Source organism: Streptomyces sp. Da 82-17, assembly GCF_046098215.1.
In the GTDB taxonomy this organism is placed as follows: Bacteria; Actinomycetota; Actinomycetes; order Streptomycetales; family Streptomycetaceae; genus Streptomyces.
In genome coordinates this window covers 147,526-165,990 of record NZ_JBJURH010000020.1, presented here as the reverse complement: position 1 = coordinate 165,990, position 18,465 = coordinate 147,526, and the positions used below count along the sequence as shown (strand labels likewise).

18 protein-coding genes are annotated in these 18,465 nt (G+C 72.7%); 7 read left to right on the top strand and 11 right to left on the bottom strand.

Translation table 11 applies throughout. The features are described from left to right. Positions 1-100 precede the first annotated feature (100 nt). From ACIDOF_RS28960 to ACIDOF_RS28945, 4 genes are all read right to left on the bottom strand, one after another. Entirely contained in the window at positions 101-703 is a 603-nt protein-coding gene (locus tag ACIDOF_RS28960) for a TetR/AcrR family transcriptional regulator (protein ID WP_409009088.1), read from the bottom strand. 88 nt (positions 704-791) lie between these two features. Then, complete coding sequence (locus tag ACIDOF_RS28955) at positions 792-1,763, bottom strand: hypothetical protein (RefSeq protein WP_409009087.1); 972 nt, start codon at positions 1,761-1,763, stop codon at positions 792-794. 6 nt (positions 1,764-1,769) lie between these two features. After that, entirely contained in the window at positions 1,770-2,168 is a 399-nt protein-coding gene (locus tag ACIDOF_RS28950; RefSeq protein WP_409009086.1) for a hypothetical protein, read from the bottom strand. An 85-nt stretch (positions 2,169-2,253) separates the two neighbouring features. Next, complete coding sequence (locus ACIDOF_RS28945) at positions 2,254-4,026, bottom strand: acetyl/propionyl/methylcrotonyl-CoA carboxylase subunit alpha (protein ID WP_409009085.1); 1,773 nt, start codon at positions 4,024-4,026, stop codon at positions 2,254-2,256. Positions 4,027-4,381: 355 nt separating this feature from the next. On the opposite strand from ACIDOF_RS28945, the gene ACIDOF_RS28940 reads away from it, so the two are divergent. After that, positions 4,382-4,813, top strand: coding sequence for a hypothetical protein (locus tag ACIDOF_RS28940; RefSeq protein ID WP_409009084.1), 432 nt, complete (start codon positions 4,382-4,384; stop codon positions 4,811-4,813). A gap of 24 nt (positions 4,814-4,837) precedes the next feature. On the opposite strand, the gene ACIDOF_RS28935 is transcribed toward ACIDOF_RS28940, so the two are convergent. The 4 genes from ACIDOF_RS28935 to mmpB all read right to left on the bottom strand — a co-directional run bounded on the left by ACIDOF_RS28935 (position 4,838) and on the right by mmpB (position 8,392). Then, positions 4,838-5,806 (bottom strand): hypothetical protein, encoded by a 969-nt coding sequence (locus tag ACIDOF_RS28935; protein WP_409009083.1) that lies wholly within the window; start codon positions 5,804-5,806, stop codon positions 4,838-4,840. An 85-nt stretch (positions 5,807-5,891) separates the two neighbouring features. After that, entirely contained in the window at positions 5,892-6,512 is a 621-nt protein-coding gene (locus ACIDOF_RS28930; RefSeq protein WP_409009082.1) for a Maf family protein, read from the bottom strand. 181 nt (positions 6,513-6,693) lie between these two features. Continuing rightward, the gene (locus tag ACIDOF_RS28925) at positions 6,694-8,160 is read right to left on the bottom strand and encodes a peptidoglycan D,D-transpeptidase FtsI family protein (protein ID WP_409009081.1); all 1,467 of its coding nucleotides are present in this window, start codon (positions 8,158-8,160) and stop codon (positions 6,694-6,696) included. 103 nt (positions 8,161-8,263) lie between these two features. Further along, on the bottom strand, positions 8,264-8,392 hold the full coding sequence (mmpB, locus tag ACIDOF_RS28920) for a morphogenic membrane protein MmpB (RefSeq protein ID WP_409009080.1): 129 nt from the start codon (positions 8,390-8,392) through the stop codon (positions 8,264-8,266). A gap of 164 nt (positions 8,393-8,556) precedes the next feature. Between mmpB and ACIDOF_RS28915 the strand changes: the two genes are divergently transcribed. After that, positions 8,557-9,750: an SGNH/GDSL hydrolase family protein gene (locus ACIDOF_RS28915; protein ID WP_409009079.1), complete on the top strand. Its 1,194-nt coding sequence runs from the start codon at positions 8,557-8,559 to the stop codon at positions 9,748-9,750. A gap of 175 nt (positions 9,751-9,925) precedes the next feature. Here ACIDOF_RS28915 and ACIDOF_RS28910 read toward each other — a convergent pair whose 3' ends face one another. Continuing rightward, positions 9,926-10,138, bottom strand: coding sequence for an acyl-CoA carboxylase epsilon subunit (locus tag ACIDOF_RS28910; protein ID WP_409009078.1), 213 nt, complete (start codon positions 10,136-10,138; stop codon positions 9,926-9,928). Positions 10,139-10,155: 17 nt separating this feature from the next. Beyond that, positions 10,156-11,754 (bottom strand): acyl-CoA carboxylase subunit beta, encoded by a 1,599-nt coding sequence (locus ACIDOF_RS28905; protein WP_409009077.1) that lies wholly within the window; start codon positions 11,752-11,754, stop codon positions 10,156-10,158. 160 nt (positions 11,755-11,914) lie between these two features. On the opposite strand from ACIDOF_RS28905, the gene ACIDOF_RS28900 reads away from it, so the two are divergent. The 5 genes from ACIDOF_RS28900 to hutH all read left to right on the top strand — a co-directional run bounded on the left by ACIDOF_RS28900 (position 11,915) and on the right by hutH (position 18,086). Next, on the top strand, positions 11,915-12,832 hold the full coding sequence (locus tag ACIDOF_RS28900) for a biotin--[acetyl-CoA-carboxylase] ligase (RefSeq protein WP_409009076.1): 918 nt from the start codon (positions 11,915-11,917) through the stop codon (positions 12,830-12,832). 223 nt (positions 12,833-13,055) lie between these two features. Beyond that, the gene (locus ACIDOF_RS28895) at positions 13,056-14,177 is read left to right on the top strand and encodes an adenylate/guanylate cyclase domain-containing protein (RefSeq protein WP_409009075.1); all 1,122 of its coding nucleotides are present in this window, start codon (positions 13,056-13,058) and stop codon (positions 14,175-14,177) included. A 138-nt stretch (positions 14,178-14,315) separates the two neighbouring features. Continuing rightward, positions 14,316-15,110 carry an enoyl-CoA hydratase/isomerase family protein gene (locus ACIDOF_RS28890; protein ID WP_409009074.1) on the top strand — a complete coding sequence of 265 codons (795 nt, stop codon included), beginning with the start codon at positions 14,316-14,318 and terminating at the stop codon, positions 15,108-15,110. A gap of 96 nt (positions 15,111-15,206) precedes the next feature. Continuing rightward, positions 15,207-16,358, top strand: coding sequence for a diguanylate cyclase domain-containing protein (locus tag ACIDOF_RS28885; RefSeq protein WP_409009073.1), 1,152 nt, complete (start codon positions 15,207-15,209; stop codon positions 16,356-16,358). A 186-nt stretch (positions 16,359-16,544) separates the two neighbouring features. Next, positions 16,545-18,086: a histidine ammonia-lyase gene (gene hutH / locus ACIDOF_RS28880; RefSeq protein ID WP_409009072.1), complete on the top strand. Its 1,542-nt coding sequence runs from the start codon at positions 16,545-16,547 to the stop codon at positions 18,084-18,086. A 91-nt stretch (positions 18,087-18,177) separates the two neighbouring features. Here hutH and ACIDOF_RS28875 read toward each other — a convergent pair whose 3' ends face one another. Next, positions 18,178-18,441: an LPXTG cell wall anchor domain-containing protein gene (locus ACIDOF_RS28875; RefSeq protein ID WP_409009071.1), complete on the bottom strand. Its 264-nt coding sequence runs from the start codon at positions 18,439-18,441 to the stop codon at positions 18,178-18,180. Positions 18,442-18,465: the final 24 nt, after the last annotated feature.

The following is an 18,465-nucleotide window of genomic DNA, read 5'->3' as shown; positions in this document are numbered from 1 at the left end:
CGTCGTACGGGGGCACATCCAGCCCGTCCGGCGTTTGAGGACGAGCCCGCAGGGCGATCGAGGGTGCACGGGTCGACGGCACCCTTCGGCCCACGGGAAGCTACGTACCCGCCTTCAGCCCCCGCAGGGTCAGCATCAGCAGCCGGTCCGCCAACTCCGGGTCGCCCGGCGTCTCTTCCGCGGCCAGCGCGATCGCATTGGTCAGCTGGAGCAGATCGCCGATCGTGATGTCCGGGCGCACCGAGCCCGCCTCCTGCGCCCGCGCCAGCAGTGCGCCGCCCGCCTCCCGCATCGGCGCACTGCACCGGGCGAGGGCCGAACTGTCGTCCCGCGACACCGACATGAGGGCACGGGACAGGCCCCGGTACTCACCCGCGTGCGTCACGATCGCGCGCAGCCACTCCACCAGGGCGGCGCACGGCTGCGGGTCGTCGAGCAGCTCCCGCGAGCGGGTCAGCAGATCGCACACCGCGTCCTCGAAGACCGCGCTCAGCAGCGCGTGCCGGTTCGGGAAGTGCCGGTACAGCGTGCCGATCCCGACGCCCGCCCGGCGCGCGATGTCCTCCAGGGACGCGTCCGTGCCGTGCTCGGCGAACGCCGCCCGGCCCTCGGCGAGCAGCCGGTCGTAATTGCGCCGCGCATCGGCACGCATCGGGCGCACCGCGGTGGGCACCGCGTCGGCTCGCCCGGTGCTGGTCGTCATGACAGGTCCTTTCCCGTCCTCGGATCCCGGCCTGATGGTCTGGTCCGGTGCTTCCAGCATGCCACCCGTACGGTGCGCGAAAGCCCGCTCACGAAGCGTTCCGGCCCCCGCGCTCGCACGGCCCGCGCAGCGCACACGGCTCGGCGGGCGCCGCGCGGTACGGGGCGAAGGCCTCCTCGGCCGCCGGGTGGTACGGGCGGCGCGACATCCGCGTCACCAACTGCCACATCCTGCGCTCCTCCGCCAGCTCCTGCGGCAGCTCCAGGCCCAGCGCGGTCGCCAGCGGCTTACGGCCCAGATTCACCAACGCCCGTACGGCGGCGGCCCATTCGTCCGTCGCCACCACCGCCGAGCGGTACCAGAGCGGGACCAGCGCGCCGAGCAGCACCGTCGCCGACAGCAGCAGCGCCCGGTCCTCCGCCACCGGCAGCGCGGCGAGCGCGGCCACGGCCACCCCGGCATGCCCGTAGAGCAACGCCACGAAGAAGTCCACATTCGTACGGGACGTCTCCGCCGCGCGGCCGGTCTGCGCGGGCACGGCCGCCATCAGCTCGTTCCACAGCACCTGGGTGTCCAGGCGGAACCGGTCGTGGCCGTACTCCTCGAAGCGGCGGATCGCGTTGGCCAGGCGGGTCGGGCCGACCTGCTCGTCCCGGTGCGGATAGCGCTCCGCGCGCTCGTGCAGCACGCCGACGCGGATCGGGGAAAGCCGCGGGTCGGGCTGCGCCAGGCGCTCCCGGATGCGCTGTCTGCGCGCCCGCTGCACCCGGCAGCCGTGGTCGTACGCCCACGCCGGCCACAGCACGTACCCCTCCAGGAAGCGGTAGAGCAGCGTCTGCAGCGCGTTCAGGACCAGGCCGAGGAGGGCCGCGCCGACGAGCAGCAGCAGCGCGGTGTCCGCGCCGGAGGCGGGCCACAGCCGGTCCAACGGGCCCAGATCGCCCCGGAGTTGGGGCGCGACCGCGAGGAACAGGACGGCGAGGTTGATCGCGGACGGCAGCACCCAGCCGACGACCAGCGACCAGCCGCCCCCGAGGACGCCTTTGGCGATGTCACCCATGAGCGGTCAGTTCCTGGGCCAGTCGTCGTCGGGGTCGAGCACCGGGCCGGGCGGGGTCGCTTCGCCGTACGGCTCGGAGGAGGCGTGGCTGTCGAGCGGCGCGACCTCGTCCGCCTCGGGCAGCGGGATGTGGTCGGCGCCGACGCGCGTGACGACGTAACCGGGCCCGTGCACCGTGGCCCGCACGGGCGGCTCGTCGGGCAGGCTCGCCTCCCACGCCCGCACGGCGGCGACGAACTCGGACAGGCCGCGCCCGTCCTCGACTCGGACGCGCAGCCCGTCCGGGCCGGGCGTGACCTGCCAGCCGGCGGACGCCAGCGACCGGTGCAGCGAAGCCGCCGCCCCCTCGCCGCCCTCCAGCGTGACCCGGTACTCCACGCCGCCCAACTCCCCCCGTACGAGCACGACTTCACGCTCAGGATAGGGGGCGCGTACGACAAAGGGCCCCCGGCCGGAACCGGGAGCCCTCGTCGTACGTGTGGACCGGACGTCAGTCCTTGATCTCGCAGATCGCCGCGCCGGACGTCAGCGAGTTGCCGACCTCCGCCGTCAGGCCCTTGACGGTGCCGGACTTGTGGGCGTTGAGGGGCTGTTCCATCTTCATGGCCTCCAGGACCACGACGAGGTCGCCCTCCTTGACCTCCTGGCCCTCCTCGACCGCGACCTTGACGATCGTGCCCTGCATCGGGGACGCGAGGGTGTCGCCGGAGGCGGCCGGGCCGGACTTCTTCGCGGCGCGGCGCTTCGGCTTGGCGCCCGCGGCCAGACCCGTACGGGCCAGGGTCATGCCGAGCGACGACGGGAGGGAGACCTCCAGGCGCTTGCCGCCGACCTCGACGACGACGGTCTCGCGGCCCGACTCGTCCTCGTCCGCCTCGGCGGGACCGGCCGCGAAGGGCTTGATCTCGTTGACGAACTCGGTCTCGATCCAGCGGGTGTGGACCTTGAACGGCTCGGCGGAACCGGTCAGTTCGGGACCGAACGCCGGGTCGACCACGACGGCCTGGTGGAACGGGATGGCCGTGGCCATGCCCTCGACCTTGAACTCGGCGAGGGCCCGCGCCGCGCGCTGCAGCGCCTGCTGCCGGGTCGCGCCCGTGACGATCAGCTTGGCCAGGAGGGAGTCCCAGGCCGGGCCGATGACCGAGCCGGCCTCGACGCCCGCGTCCAGCCGGACACCGGGGCCGGTCGGCGCGGAGAACGCGGTGACCGTGCCGGGGGCCGGGAGGAAGTTGCGGCCCGGGTCCTCGCCGTTGATGCGGAACTCGAAGGAATGGCCGCGGATCTCGGGGTCGCCGTAGCCGAGCTCCTCGCCGTCGGCGATGCGGAACATCTCGCGGACCAGGTCGATGCCGGTGACCTCTTCGGTGACCGGGTGCTCGACCTGCAGGCGGGTGTTGACCTCCAGGAAGGAGATCGTGCCGTCCAGGCCGACCAGGAACTCCACGGTGCCCGCGCCGACGTAGCCGGCCTCCTTGAGGATGGCCTTCGACGCGCGGTACAGCTCGGCGTTCTGCTCCTCGGACAGGAACGGCGCCGGGGCCTCCTCGACCAGCTTCTGGTGGCGGCGCTGCAGCGAGCAGTCACGGGTCGAGACCACGACCACGTTGCCGTGCTGGTCGGCCAGGCACTGCGTCTCCACGTGCCGCGGCTTGTCCAGGTACCGCTCCACGAAGCACTCGCCGCGACCGAACGCGGCGACGGCCTCACGCACCGCCGAGTCGTACAGCTCCGGGACCTCTTCGAGGGTGCGGGCGACCTTCAGGCCGCGACCGCCACCGCCGAAGGCGGCCTTGATCGCGATCGGCAGGCCGTGCTCCTCGGCGAACGCCACGACCTCGTCGGCGCCCGACACCGGGTCCGGCGTGCCGGCCACCAGCGGGGCGCCCGCGCGCTGCGCGATGTGCCGGGCGGCGACCTTGTCGCCGAGGTCGCGGATCGCGGCCGGCGGGGGGCCGATCCAGATCAGGCCGGCGTCCAGGACGGCCTGCGCGAACTCCGCGTTCTCGGAGAGGAACCCGTACCCGGGGTGGATCGCGTCCGCACCCGAATCCTTCGCCGCGGCAAGCACCTTGGCCATGTCCAGGTAACTGGTGGCCGGGGTGTCACCGCCCAGAGCGAACGCCTCGTCGGCGGCACGGACATGCAGCGCGTCCCGGTCCGGATCGGCGTAGACGGCCACACTCGCGATCCCGGCGTCCCGGCACGCCCGGGCCACGCGGACAGCGATTTCGCCACGGTTGGCGATGAGCACCTTGCGCACGTTGGCTCCCTCCTTGAAACAAGCTGAGTTTAGGGACTGCCGACACGACCAATCGACCCGTCCCCAATGGTGAGCTTGCCCACACGGAGCGTTATTCGAGGGTTGCTTGAGTCGCGAAATCCCTTGTCGCACCACGGTACGACGGGATCCTGAACCGCACAGTAACGAGACGGTGTGGCGCAGGTCTCTGTCTGTCAGGGCCGGGGCCGAACTGTTTTCTTTGTGGAGTCCCTACGAACGGCGGTGCCAATCTTTGCCCCGCGGCGAAGTCTTGTCCCGGGGTTTACCCGTTAGTAGCGTTTGCGGCGCCCGCGGACGTACCGGGGGTAACGGCTTGGGAAGTGGGTGGGGAGCCGTGGCGCGCAGACCGGTGGCCCTGGTGGCGGCGCTCGTGATCGTCGTGGAGGCGGTCGGGATCGCGTGGTTGAACTGGTTTCTCGGAGTGGTCGTCGACAACCAGAAGATGTCCCTCGCGGGCCTCGATCCGCACGCGATGACGATCGGCTCGTGGGTGGCGGGCGGCCTGATGGGGCTCTATCTCCTGCTGTGCGCCGGGGTGTTGGCGCGCACCGGCGTGCGCGACCGCGCGCCGGGCGGCTTCGGCCGCGTCCTGCTGATCTCGGCGGCGGTGCTGCACGGGGTGCTCGGCGCGTTCTCGGTCGGCCTGGTGGGCTGGCCGGCGTTCGGGTTCCTGATGGTCGTGCTCGGCCTGCTCGTCCTGACCCTCGTCGCGTACGGGCGCGAAGCGCGGGGCGCGGTGGCGGGCGCGGACCCGAGCCCCGCTTGAGCCCGGCCTGAGCGAGGGCTGCGCTCAGCCCTGGTAGACCATCGTGCAGAGCAGGGTCTCGCCGTCGTCGACGGTCCACGACCAGTACGTCGTCTGGTCGTTCTGCACGCGCCGGCAGAGGCTGGCGTCGGTGCCCTTGGACGTGTTGTAGACGCCGGTGATGTGCATGATCTGGTTGTACGCGCTGGGCACCTTCTTCGCGGTGCAGTCGACCGCGGTCATCGGGCCCATGTCCACGATCTTGTTGTTCTCCTGGTTGGCCAGGAAGCAGCCGCCCTTGTGGTAGATCCGCCGCAGGCAGAGCTGGGTGGTCTCGCCGGAGGTGGGCGAGGAGTACGTCCAGGTCGCGTCGTTGGTGCCGCTGTCGCAGGAGCCGGTGACGCCGGTGACCTGCACGAGGGCGTCCTCGCTCTTGCAGGAGACCGGGTCCGGGGGCTGCTCCGAGCTCCACTCGACGGTGCTCGTGCCGCCGTGGCCGGTGTCCCACAGGGGTAGGCAGTCGCCGGTGGTGACGTCCTTGAACGCGCTCTCGGTGGGGTCCGGGGTGGCCGTCGTCGCGTCGGCGCCGGGCTGCGAGTCGACACCGCCGGAGCCGGACGAGCCGTAGTCGTCGGTGGCGGAGACGCTGGGGGAGTCGGAGGAACTGCTGCTGCCGCCGAAGGGGTTGGGGATGACGAAGAAGACGGCGACGGCGATCACGGCGAGGACCAGGACGCCGACGATGGCGGCGACGACGACTCCGACCGCCGCACCGTTGTTGCTGCGCGGCGCCGGAGGCGGGAACGGCCCCTGAGGCCCCTGGGGTCCCTGCGGCCCCATCGGCCCCTGCGGCCCGAACTGCCCACCGGGAGGCGGCCCTTGGGGCGGCCCCGGCGGACCCTGCGGCGGTCCGAAGCCCGGGCCGCCGGCCGGACCGCCGCCCGGAGGCGGGCCCTGCGGCGGGCCCTGCTGCGGACCGAACTGGCCCTCGGGCGGGCCGAACGCGTTGCTCATCTTCTCCCCCGGAACGTGCGATGCAGGTGGCCCGAGGATGGTAGCCGCACGCCGTCCGGCCCGGTCATCCGCGTCGGAACGCCCCTCAGGAGCCGGACTCGGCCGCCCACAGCTCGGTGATGCCGACCCCCAGCTCGGCGAGGAGCTTGCGCAGCAGTGGCAGGCTGATGCCGATGACGTTGCCGTGGTCGCCCTCGATGCCGTCGATGAACGGCGCGGACCGGCCGTCGAGCGTGAACGCCCCTGCCACGTAAAGGGGTTCACCGCTCGCGACGTACGCGGCGATCTCCTCGTCGGAGGGCTCGCCGAAGCGGACGGTGGTGGACGCGGTGGCGGAGGTGCGGCGTCCGGTGGTCGTGTCGATCACGCAGTGGCCGGTCTGCAGCACGCCCGCGCGGCCGCGCATCGCCTTCCAGCGGGCGGTGGCCTCCTCGGCGTCGGCGGGCTTGCCGAGCGCCTGGCCGTCGAGTTCGAGCACCGAGTCGCAGCCGACGACCAGGGCGCCCGCGGCCGCGTCCCGGCCGGCGACCGCCTCGGCCTTGGCCTCGGCGAGGACGCGGGCGAGCTCGCCCGGCGTCGGCGCGGTCAGGGCGTCCTCGTCCACGCCGCTGACGATCACCTCGGGCTCGATGCCCGCCTGCCGCAGCAGGCCGAGCCGGGCGGGGGACTGGGAGGCGAGAACGAGACGGCGTCGCTGGTCGGTCATAGGGAGAGGGTAGCCAGGGCGCGCACCGGACCGGACGCCGAGCCCCGAAGCGGGCCCCCCTCACGGAAACCCGAGGCAGGCCCCGTACAGGGAAGGTGGCTCCGAACAGAAAGGCGCCCCACGATCCCTCTCCCCGAGCGAGAAGGTCCGTGGGGCGCCGGGTCCGTGCGCGCGCGGCGGCTCAGCGCTTCTGCAGCACCGCCTGCATGACCGACTTGGCGATCGGCCCGCCGAGCTTGCCGCCCGCGATCTGGTCACGCGGAATGTCCTGCCCCGGGTCGACGAAGACGGCGACGGCGACCTTCTTGCCCTCGGCGTTCTTGCCGTACGAGATGAACCAGGCGTACGGCGGGAGCTTGTTGTCGACGCCGTGCTGGGCCGTGCCGGTCTTGGCGCCGACCTCGATGCCGTCGATGAGGGCCGGCTGGCCGGAGCCCTCCTCGGCGGTGAAGACCATGGCCTCGCGCACCTTGTCCGCGGTCTCGGCGGAGATCGGCTGGGCCATCTCGCGCGGCTCGTTCTTCTCCAGCACGTCCAGGTCGGGGCTGCGCAGCTGGTCGATCATGTGCGGCTCCATCAGCTTGCCGTCGTTGGCGATGGCGGAGGCGATCATGGCGATCTGCAGCGGGCTGGCGGTCAGGGAGCCCTGGCCGATGCCGGTGAGGGCGGTCTGCGGCTTGTTGATGTCGCTCGGGTAGACGGACTTGCCGGCGCGCACCGGGATGTCCAGCTCGCCGTTGTTGAAGCCGAACTTCTCGGCGATCTCGCGCATGTCGTCCTTGCCGATCTCGGCGGCGAGCTTGGCGAAGACGGTGTTGCAGGAGTACTGCATGGCCACCTTGAGCGAGGCGTTCTTGCAGACGCCGGACTTGTTCAGGTTGGGCAGCTCGGTCCTGGTGTCCGGGAGCAGCCACGGTTCGGGGGTGTCCGTGGGGGCGTCGATGGCGGTGACCCGGCCGGTCTCGATGGCGGCGGCCGCGGTGAGCACCTTGAACGTCGAGCCGGGCGCGTACGTCTCCTTGAGGGCCCGGTTGAGCAGCGGCTTGCTCTTGTCCTTGTTGAGCTTCTGCCAGGCCTTGGAGTCCTTCTCGGACATGCCCGCGAAGGTGGACGGGTCGTACGAGGGCGTGGAGGCGAGGGCGAGGACGCGGCCGGTGTCGGGGTCGATCGCCGCGACGCCGCCCTTGAGGTTGCCGAGGCCCTCGTAGGCGGCCTTCTGCGCGTCCGGGTCGATGGTCGTGACGACGTCGCCGCCGCGCTGTTCCTCGTCCGTGAACATGTTGAGGGTGTTCTTGAGGAAGAGGCGGTCGTCGGTGCCGGAGAGCAGCTCGTCGTTCAGCTTCTCCAGCTGATTGGCGCCGAAGGCCTGCGAGGCGTACCCGGTGACCGGGGCGTACATCGCGCCGTCCTTGAAGGTGCGCTTGTACTTGAAGTCGGTGCCCTCGACCGCCTTCGAGCCGGTGATCGGCTTGCCGTCGACGATGATGTTGCCGCGCGGGTGCGCGTACCGCTCGATGGAGACGCGGCGGTTCTTCTCGTGCTTGGCGAGGGGCTCGCCCTGCGCGTACTGGATCCAGTTCGCGCGTATCAGCAGTGCGAGCACGAGCAGCCCGCAGAACACGGCAATGTGCCGCAAAGGCCTGTTCACCGGCTACCGAACCCTTTCGATCTGTCCATTCCGTGAAGGTAGGACGAAGGGTACGGCCCGTTGGTTGCCCTTCAGGCGGGGGAGGTCCCTCTCGCGGCCGGCCTCAGGGGGCGCCGAGGACGAGCATCGCCACGACCATGGCGAGCGCGAGGACGAGCCCCGCACGCTTCAACATCGCCTGCGTCTCCCGGAGTTCCTCCGGTGGCTCGTCTTTCGGGTCGGACCAGAGCATGGGGTCGATCGTCGCGGCTGCGGGGTGCGGGCGCCTGAGTACGCGTACTCAGTTGAGCACTTCAATCAAGTAAACGGGATTGTTGTTCCGTTAGTTGGGCTGGGTGGGCTAAGGTGTGGAGCAACTTAAAGGGACTTGAGTCCCGTTTACTGAGGGGGTTTCTCATGTCGAACTTGTCGAACCCGGACGTTTCACATCCCGTAGGGAGCTGGGTCGCCGCCTGGATCGCCGCGCCGCAGCTGCCCAGCACCGGCTTCACGCCGAACTGGTCGCAGCAGGGCTTCACGCGGCAGAGCGTGCGCCAGGTCGTCCGCGTCAGCGCGCCGGGCCAGGACGTGCGCATCCGGCTGTCCCACGCGTACGGCACCGCGCCGCTGCGGATCACCGGCGCGACCGTCGCCCGGAGCGCGGGAGGCGCGGCGGTCGCGCCCGGCAGCGTCCGACGGCTCACGTTCGACGGCGCGCGCTCCGTCGAGATCCCCGCGCGCGGCGGTGCCGCCAGCGACGCGGCCCGACTCCCGCTCGCGAAGGGCGAGTCGGTGACGGTCACCCTGTATTTCGAGGGCACCACCGGTCCCGCCACGTTCCACGCGCAGGGCTTCACCGACACGTACCGGGCGGAGGGCGACGCGCTGGACAGCGTCTCCGGCGCCGAGTTCCTGGACCGCACGGAGTCCTGGTACTACCTGTCGGGCGTCGACGTGAGCGGCGGGCCGGGGGCGGACGCGGGCGCGGTGGCGCTGTTCGGGGACTCCATCACGGACGGCTTCGGCTCCACGCCGGGCGCCGACCGCCGCTGGTCCGACGCGCTCGCCGAACGCGTCGCCCGGCCCGTCCTCAACGCGGGCATCGGCGGCAACCTCGTCCTCAACGACTCGGCCTGGTACGGGGAACGCGGCACGGCGCGCTTCGCCCGGGACGTCCTCGACCAGCCCGGGGTCGCCACGGCAGTCGTGCTGCAGGGCCTCAACGACATCGGCTTCAGCGAGGCGCACGCGCAGGGGTACGACCGGCCCACGTTCCACCCGGCGCCGGTGGTCGACGCCCGCCAACTCGTCGAGGGGCATCGGGAGTTGATCCGGCAGGCACGGGCGCGGGGCGTGCGGGTGGTGGGCGCGACGCTGCTGCCGCTCAAGGGGTCCGACCACTGGGGGCCGCGGGCGGCGGGCGTGGTCGCGGAGGTCAACCGGTGGATCCGGACGTCCGGGGAGTACGACGCGTACGTCGACCTCGACAAGGCGCTCGGGGCGAAGGGCGATCCTGCGCGGATCGCGGGGCGGTACGACTCGGGGGACGCGTTGCATCCGAACGATGCGGGGTATGTCCGCATGGCGGAGGAGCTGGCGGAGGTGCTGTGACCGGGGGGCCGTCCGCCCCCGGGCCCCCTCGCCTCGCCCTCCGGGCTCGATCGAGTCCCCTCCCTGCCCCTTCCCGAGAGCCTCCGGCGGTTCGTCGTTCGTCTGCGGCGCCGTCGTGGCTGGTCGCGCAGTTCCCCGCGCCCCTTTCGGGGCGCGGGGGCTGCCTCCGGACGGACTACACCGGCCAGTACGTGCGGGACCAGGTGCTCGGGCCCGGCTTCGGGAGGCGGGTGCGGGCCACGCGGGCCGGGTCGGACCACGCGTCCGCCGGCGCCGGCGCCGTGCCCTGGGCCGCGGACGCGGCGAGCGCCGCGGCCCGCGCCTGGACCACCGCGAGCGCCGCGGCGAGTTCCTCGGGGGTCGGGTTGCCTCGTACGACCTTGATCATCGGTCCTCCTAGCAGGCCTACAGCGGAATGTTGCCGTGCTTCTTCGGCGGCAGGGACTCCCGCTTCGTGCGCAGCGTGCGCAGCCCGCGGACGACCTGGCGGCGGGTCTCGGACGGCATGATCACCGCGTCGATGTACCCGCGCTCGGCGGCCGTGTACGGGTTGAGCAGCGTGTCCTCGTACTCCTGGATCAGCTGCGCCCGGACGTCCTCGCGGTCGGACTCCGCCGTCGCCGCGATCGTGCGCCGGTGCAGGATGTTGACGGCGCCCTGCGCGCCCATGACCGCGATCTGCGCGGTCGGCCAGGCCAGGTTGAGGTCGGCGCCCAGGTGCTTGGAGCCCATCACGTCGTACGCGCCGCCGAACGCCTTGCGCGTGATGATCGTGATCAGCGGGACCGTGGCCTCCGCGTACGCGTAGATCAGCTTGGCGCCGCGGCGGATGATCCCGGTGTGCTCCTGCTCGACGCCCGGCAGGAAGCCCGGGACGTCCACGAACGTCAGCACCGGCACGTTGAACGCGTCGCAGGTGCGGACGAACCGCGCGGCCTTCTCCGACGCGTCGATGTCGAGGCAGCCCGCGAACTGCATCGGCTGGTTGGCGACGATGCCCACCGGGTGCCCCTCGACCCGGCCGAAGCCGGTCACGATGTTCGGCGCGAACATCGACTGCGTCTCGAAGAACTCCTGGTCGTCCAGGACGTGTTCGACGACGGTGTGCATGTCGTACGGCTGGTTCGCGCTGTCCGGGATCAGCGTGTCCAGCTCGCGGTCCTCGTCGTTCGTCTCCAGGTCCGCCTCCTCCGGGAAGGCGGGCGGCTCGGAGAGGTTGTTCGACGGCAGGTACGAGAGCAGCGACTTGATGTACTCGATCGCGTCCTTCTCGTCCCCGGCCATGTGATGGGCCACGCCGGAGGCCGAGTTGTGCGTACGGGCGCCGCCCAGCTCCTCGAAGCCGACGTCCTCGCCGGTGACCGTCTTGATGACGTCGGGGCCGGTGATGAACATGTGCGAGGTCTGGTCGACCATCACCGTGAAGTCGGTGATCGCCGGGGAGTACACCGCGCCGCCCGCGCACGGGCCGACGATCAGCGAGATCTGCGGGATCACGCCGGACGCGTGGGTGTTGCGGCGGAAGATCTCGCCGTACATGCCGAGGGCCATGACGCCCTCCTGGATGCGGGCGCCGCCGGAGTCGTTGATGCCGACGACCGGGCAGCCCGTCTTCAGGGCGAAGTCCATCACCTTCATGATCTTCTGCCCGAAGACCTCGCCGAGGGCCCCGCCGAACACGGTGAAGTCCTGCGAGAACACCGCCACCGGCCGGCCGTCGACCGTGCCGTAACCGGTCACGACGCCGTCGCCGTACGGCTTGTTCGCGTCCAGGCCGAAGGACGTCGAGCGGTGCCGGGCGAACTCGTCGAGCTCCACGAACGAACCCTCGTCCAGGAGCAGGTCGATGCGCTCACGCGCCGTCAACTTGCCTTTGGCGTGCTGTTTTTCCACCGCCCGAGCGGAGCCGGCGTGCGTCGCCTCCTCGATGCGGCGCTGCAGATCCGCGATCTTGCCTGCGGTCGTGTGGATGTCGATGGCGCTCTGCGCTTCCGGCTCGGACATCGGGATTGCGGCTCCCTGGCTGGTCACGGGTTCATGGGACGTGCGTCACGGGTGCACGGGGGACGTGCGCTGCGATGGGGACGGCGAGCTACTGATCCGTAGCGTAATGGCGTGGGCACGCCTCGGCAGTGCGGCGTTTACCACACCTAGGCTGTCTTGCATGACGCCATCGAAGTCCTCAGGATCCGCGCACGAGCCCGCCGCGAACCCCGCGCCGGGCACCGGTTCGACCCCCGCCGCCGGCCCCTGGTCCGACCTGGACAGGCCGCCGCTGAGCGCCACTTCGCTGCGCCGGGCACTGATCAGGCCCGACGGCCTGTGGACGGTCCTTGACGTCGTGCAGAGCACCGGCTCCACCAACGTCGACCTCGCCGCCCGGGCCGTCGACGACGCCGAGGGCGCGATCCTCATCGCCGAGGAGCAGACCGCGGGCCGCGGCCGCCTCGACCGCACCTGGACGGCGCCCGCACGCTCCGGGATCTTCGTCTCCGTACTCCTCAAGCCGCGCGAGGTGCCCGTCGAGCGGTGGGGCTGGCTGCCGCTGCTCGCCGGGGTCGCCACCGCCTCCGCGCTGTCCCGCACCGCGGGCGTCGACACGGCCCTGAAGTGGCCCAACGACATCCTCGTCACCGTCGACGGTGAGGAGCGCAAGGCCGGCGGGATCCTCGCCGAGCGGGCCGGCGCGGGCGACGCGGCCGGAGTGGTCCTCGGCATCGGCCTCAACGTCACGCTCGGCGCCGACGAACTCCCCGTCCCCGGCGCGGGCTCCCTCGCCCTCGCCGGCGCGAAGAACACCGACCGCGACCCGCTGGTGCGCGCCCTGCTCCGCTCCCTGGAGCAGTGGTACGGCGACTGGCGCGCGGCCGGCGGCGACCCGGCCGCGTCCCGGCTGCAGGAGGCGTACGCGGCGGGCTGCGCGACCCTCGGCCGCCGCGTCCGCGCCGAACTCCCCGGCGACCGCACCCTGACCGGCGAGGCCACGGCCCTGGACGCGGACGGCCGGCTCGTCATCGCCACCGACGACGGCGGGCGCGAGACGGTCGGCGCGGGCGACGTGGTGCACCTGCGCGGCGAGTAGCCGGACCGGTGGCCCGGCCCCGCCCGGCGAAGGCGGGGCCGGGCGGGCCGGGAGGGGCCGGGCGGGCCGCGCGGGGTCTAAGTGGCGGCCGAGTGTTCCCCGCCGCGAGCGTCTCGAATCCCGGACGGTCGGGATTCGCAGTCGTACGTGAGGCAACCCACACCTGCCGTATCGTGGGGCCCGGTCGTTATCAGACCGCGACAGACCGGAAGGGCAACACGCAGTGACCGTCGACGACACGGGCGCAGGCACGGGCACCCACCCCGCCCCCCGGGATGCCGACGACGCCGCCGACAAGGCGGACGATCCGCTCGCGCTCCGGCTCGAACAGCTGATCCTCGGCGCCGAGCGCCGGTACACGGCCTTCCAGGCGGCCCGTACGGCAGGCGTCTCCATGGAGCTGGCCTCGCGCTTCTGGCGGGCCATGGGCTTCCCCGACATCGGGCAGGCCAAGGCCCTCACCGAGGCGGACGTGCTGGCGCTGCGGCGCCTCGCCGGTCTCGTCGAGGCCGGGCTGCTCAGCGAGGCGATGGCCGTACAGGTGGCCCGCTCCACCGGGCAGACCACCGCCCGCCTGGCCGAATGGCAGATCGACTCCTTCCTGGAGGGCCTCACCGAGCCGCCCGAGCCGGGCATGACCCGCACCGAGGTCACGTACCCGCTGGTCGAGCTGCTCCTGCCCGAGCTGGAGGAGTTCCTCGTGTACGTGTGGCGGCGGCAGCTCGCCGCGGCCACCAGCCGGGTCGTGCAGGCGGGCGACGACGAGGAGATGGTGGACCGGCGCCTGGCCGTCGGCTTCGCCGACCTCGTCGGGTTCACGCGGCTCACCCGGCGCATGGAGGAGGAAGAGCTCGGCGAACTCGTCGAGGCCTTCGAGACCACTGCCGCCGACCTGGTCGCGGCCCGCGGCGGCCGCCTCATCAAGACCCTCGGCGACGAGGTCCTCTTCGCCGCCGACGACGCGGGCACCGCCGCGGAGATCGCGCTGCGCCTCATCGAGACGATGGCCAACGACGACACGATGCCCGAACTCCGCGTCGGCATCGCCTTCGGCACGGTGACCACACGCATGGGCGACGTGTTCGGCACGACGGTGAACCTCGCGAGCCGGCTCACCTCGATAGCGCCCAAGGACACCGTCCTGGTCGACGGCGCCCTCGCCGAGGAGCTCACCAGGACCGGCGACGCACCCGCCTCCGAGTCGGAGGCCAACGCTGAGGCCGAGCGCGCCGAGAAGGAAGGCCTGGAGCCCGTCACGTACCGCTTCGGGCTGCAGCCGATGTGGCAGCGGCCGGTGCGCGGCCTCGGCATGATCGAGCCCTGGCTGCTCTCGCGACGCGACTGACCAGACGCTCCTGAGCTGGGCTTTTCCGAGTTATCCACAGGCTGGGCGGTGGCCCCTTGGCGGGGCCGCTCCGGCCTGACATGATCCGTTGGTAACGCTCGTTAACCAGTCGGGGCAGTGGGAGAGAGGCGGAGCGCCATGTCGGAACAGCGGTTCGGGGAGCACGTCGTCGTGAGGCGGCACGAGTACGTCGCCGAGTTCGTGCTCGACCGCCCCAAGGCCATGAACGCCGTGTCCACCGCCATGGCCCGCTCCATCTCCGCCGCCTGCCGCGCCCTCGGAGACGACCCGGACGTACGCGTCACGGTCCTCACGTCGACGCACGAGCGGGCCTTCTGCGTCGGCGCCGACCTCAAGGAGCGCAACTCCTTCTCCGACGCCGACCTGGTGCGCCAGCGCCCCACCACCCGCGCCGCCTACACGGGCGTGCTCGAACTGCCCATGCCGACCATCGCCGCCGTGCACGGCTTCGCCCTCGGTGGCGGCTTCGAACTCGCCCTCGCCTGCGACCTGATCGTGGCCGACAGCACCGCCGTCGTCGGCCTGCCCGAGGTGTCCGTCGGCGTCATCCCCGGCGGCGGGGGCACGCAGCTGCTGCCGCGCCGGGTCGGGGCCGCGCGCGCCGCCGAGCTGGTGTTCAGCGCGCGGCGCGTGGAGGCCGAGGAGGCAAGGGAGTTGGGCCTCGTGGACCAGCTGGTCCAGGCCGGCCGGGACCGCGAGGAGGCGCTCGCCCTCGCCACCAGAATCGCCGGGAACTCGCCCGTGGGGCTGCGCGCGGCCAAGCGGGCGCTGCGGCTCGGCCAGGGGCTCGACCTGCGGGCCGGGCTCGACGTCGAGGACGCGGCGTGGCGGGCGGTGGCGTTCTCGGGGGACCGGGCGGAGGGGGTCGCGGCGTTCAACGAGAAGCGGAAGCCGGTGTGGCCGGGGGTTTAGGAACCCCCGCCGCCCCCTCGCTCCGCGCCCCTTTCCGGGCGTCCCCTAGGTGGACCGAATCGGGCGAAGCGGACGGAATGTCCATAGCCTGGGGGAATGGCTGAGGAAGAGGCCCGGCTGCGGGCCGTCGTCTCGTTGGCGCAGGCCATGGCCGCCGCGCACACGCCGCGAGAGTCGTGGCGGGCCGCGGCCCAGGGCGCCCAGCGGGCCCTGGGCGGCAGCTTCGCCGCGCTGTCGGTGTGGGAGCGGCACCGCGGCCGCCTACGGGTACTGGTCAACGTGGGCGAACGCGCCGCGGGCGAGGAGGAGTTCCCCGAGGACGAGACGTACCCGGTGAATCAGTTCCCCGAGATCGCCGAGTTCCTGCACGAGAAGTGGGCCGGGGGCGGGGAGCCCGACGCGTGGGTGGAGACCGTGCGCGGGCCGAGCGACGGGACGACGGCGGGCTACTGCCACCAGAGGGTCGCCGCGTTGCGCAGGCGCGGGCGGGGCAGCTGCGTGGTCGCGCCGATCGTGCAGCACGGCCGGGCCTGGGGCGAGCTGTACGTGGCGCGGGCGCTCGACACCCCGGAGTTCGGGCGGCCCGACGCGGACTTCGCGACCGTCCTGGCCTCCGTGATCGCCGCCGGGATCGCCCAGTTCGAGCGCCTGGAGGAGGCCCGCAGGCTCGCGTACACGGACGCGCTGACCGGGCTCGCCAACCGCCGGGCGGTCGACGCCCGCCTGGACGAGGCGATCGAGCGGCACCGCGCCGAGCCGGACGTCGTGGTGTCCCTCGTCGTCTGCGACCTGAACGGGCTGAAGAAGGTCAACGACACCCGGGGGCACGCGGTCGGGGACCGGCTCCTCGAACGGTTCGGCTCGGTGCTGTCGCTGTGCGGCGCGATGCTGCCCGGCGCGCTCGTCGCCCGGCTCGGCGGCGACGAGTTCTGCCTCCTGTCGACCGGCCCGAGCGCCGACGAGGTGGTCCGGGTCGCCGACGAACTGTGCGTACGCGGGGCCGAGTTGGAGCTCGGGGAGGGGGTGGCGTGCGGGGTCGCGTCGACCGGCGACCCGATCGGCCCGGTGCGGTCGGCCCGCCGGCTGTTCCGGCTCGCGGACGCCGCACAGTACCGGGCCAAGGCCGCCCGCTCCGCCAAGCCGGTCGTGGCCGGGCGGGAGGGCCCCGACGATCCGGTCGTACGCCTCGCGGACGAGCCGGGCCCCGCGCCCCGCGAAGGGGAGCGACGCCGGTTCCGCGGACGGTGACCGGCACATGGGGCGTCGGAGGTGCGGGGCGGATGGATGTGACCGGCACGTGGCGTCGGAGGCGAGGGCGGAAGTGACGGGCGATGTGACGGGCGTATGGCGTGGCGTCGGAGGTGGGGGACGGGCATGAGGGGTGTGTGGTGACGGATGTGAGGGGCCTGCGGTGGCGGTCGTGAGGGGCGCGCGGTGACGGGCGTCGTCGTGCTCGGGACGTCGGGCGCGAGCGCCGCCGACGTGCTCGCCGTGGCACGGGCGGACGCGCGGGTCGAGCTGTCGGACGAGGCCCTGGCGGCGCTCGCCGCGTCCCGCCGGGTCGTCGACGCGCTGGCCGCCGGGCCCGACCCGGTGTACGGGGTGTCGACGGGCTTCGGCGCGCTCGCCACCCGGCACATCGGCCCGGAGCTGCGCGGCCGGCTGCAGCGCAACATCGTCCGGTCGCACGCCGCCGGCATGGGCCCGCGGGTGGAGCGCGAGGTGGTCCGCGCCCTGATGTTCCTGCGCCTGAAGACCCTCTGCTCGGGCTGCACCGGCGTCCGGCCGGAGGTCGCCGAGGCCCTGGCGGGGCTGCTGAACGCGGGCCTGACCCCGGTCGTGCCGGAGTACGGGTCGCTCGGCTGCTCCGGCGACCTCGCGCCGCTCGCGCACTGCGCCCTCGTCCTGATCGGCGAGGGCGAGGCGGAGGGCCCGGACGGGGACGTCCGCCCGGCCGCCGAACTGCTCGCCGCGCACGGCCTCGTACCCGTCGAACTGCGCGAGAAGGAAGGGCTCGCGCTGCTCAACGGCACCGACGGGATGCTCGGCATGCTGCTCCTGGCGCTCGCCGACCTCGAACTGCTCTACCGCAGCGCCGACATCACCGCCGCCCTCACCCTGGAGGCGCTGCTCGGCACCGCCAAGGTGCTCGCGCCCGAGCTGCACACGGTCCGCCCGCACCCCGGGCAGGCCGCTGCCGCAGCCAACATGCGGAAGGTGCTTGCCGGTTCGGGTCTCACCGGCCACCACCAGGACGAGGCGCCGCGCGTCCAGGACGCCTACTCGGTGCGCTGCGCCCCGCAGGTCGCGGGCGCGGGCCGGGACACGCTCGCGCACGCGCGTACGGTCGCGGAGCGGGAGTTGGCGGCGACGATCGACAACCCGGTGGTGCTGGACGGAGGCGGGGTCGAGTCGAACGGGAACTTCCACGGGGCGCCGCTCGCGTACGTCCTCGACTTCCTGGCCGTCGCCGTGGCCGACCTCGGGTCGATCGCCGAGCGGCGGACGGACCGGCTGCTCGACAGGGCCCGGTCGCACGGGCTGCCGCCGTTCCTCGCGGACGACCCGGGCGTCGACTCGGGCCTGATGCTCGCCCAGTACACGCAGGCCGCCCTGGTCGGGGAGTTGAAGCGGCTCGCGGTGCCCGCGTCGGCGGACTCGCTGCCGTCGTCCGCGATGCAGGAGGACCACGTGTCGATGGGCTGGTCGGCGGCGCGCAAACTCCGTACGGCGGTGCGGAGTCTGACGCGGGTCCTGGCCGTCGAGCTGTACGCGGCGACGCGGGCGGTCGAGCTGCGCGAGGGGCTGCGGCCCGCGCCCGCGACCCGCGCGGTGATCGCCGCCGTGCGCGCGGCCGGCACCCAAGGGCCGGGCCCGGACCGGGAGTTGGCGCCGGAGCTGGCCGCGGCGGAGGAGTTCGTGCGGACCGGTGCGCTGGTCGCGGCGGCGGAGACGGTGACGGGCCGGCTGGCCTAGGGCCCGGCGAGGCGCCCGCCGACAGGGACGGCTAGGGACGGCTGGACGCCCACGTGGACGCCCAGCCGGGCGCCTGCGCGGCGCGGCGGCCCTACGAGTGCTGCGCCTGGCGCGCCGAGTACGCGACGAAGCCGAGGCCCGCGCCGAGGAACAGCAGCCCGCCGACGACGTACGGCGTGGTGTTGACGGAGCCGGTCTCCGCGAGGCGGGTCTCGGAGTGGGCGGCGGGCCGTTCCGACTGGAGGCGGGTCTCGTGCCGGTCGGCCGTCGCGTTCGCGGAGGGGACGAACCACAGGGCCCCGAGAACGGAGGCCGCGGCAGTGGTGGTGAGCAGCGAGCGACGTGCGGGCGACACGGGATCGATCCCCCTTGTGTGCTG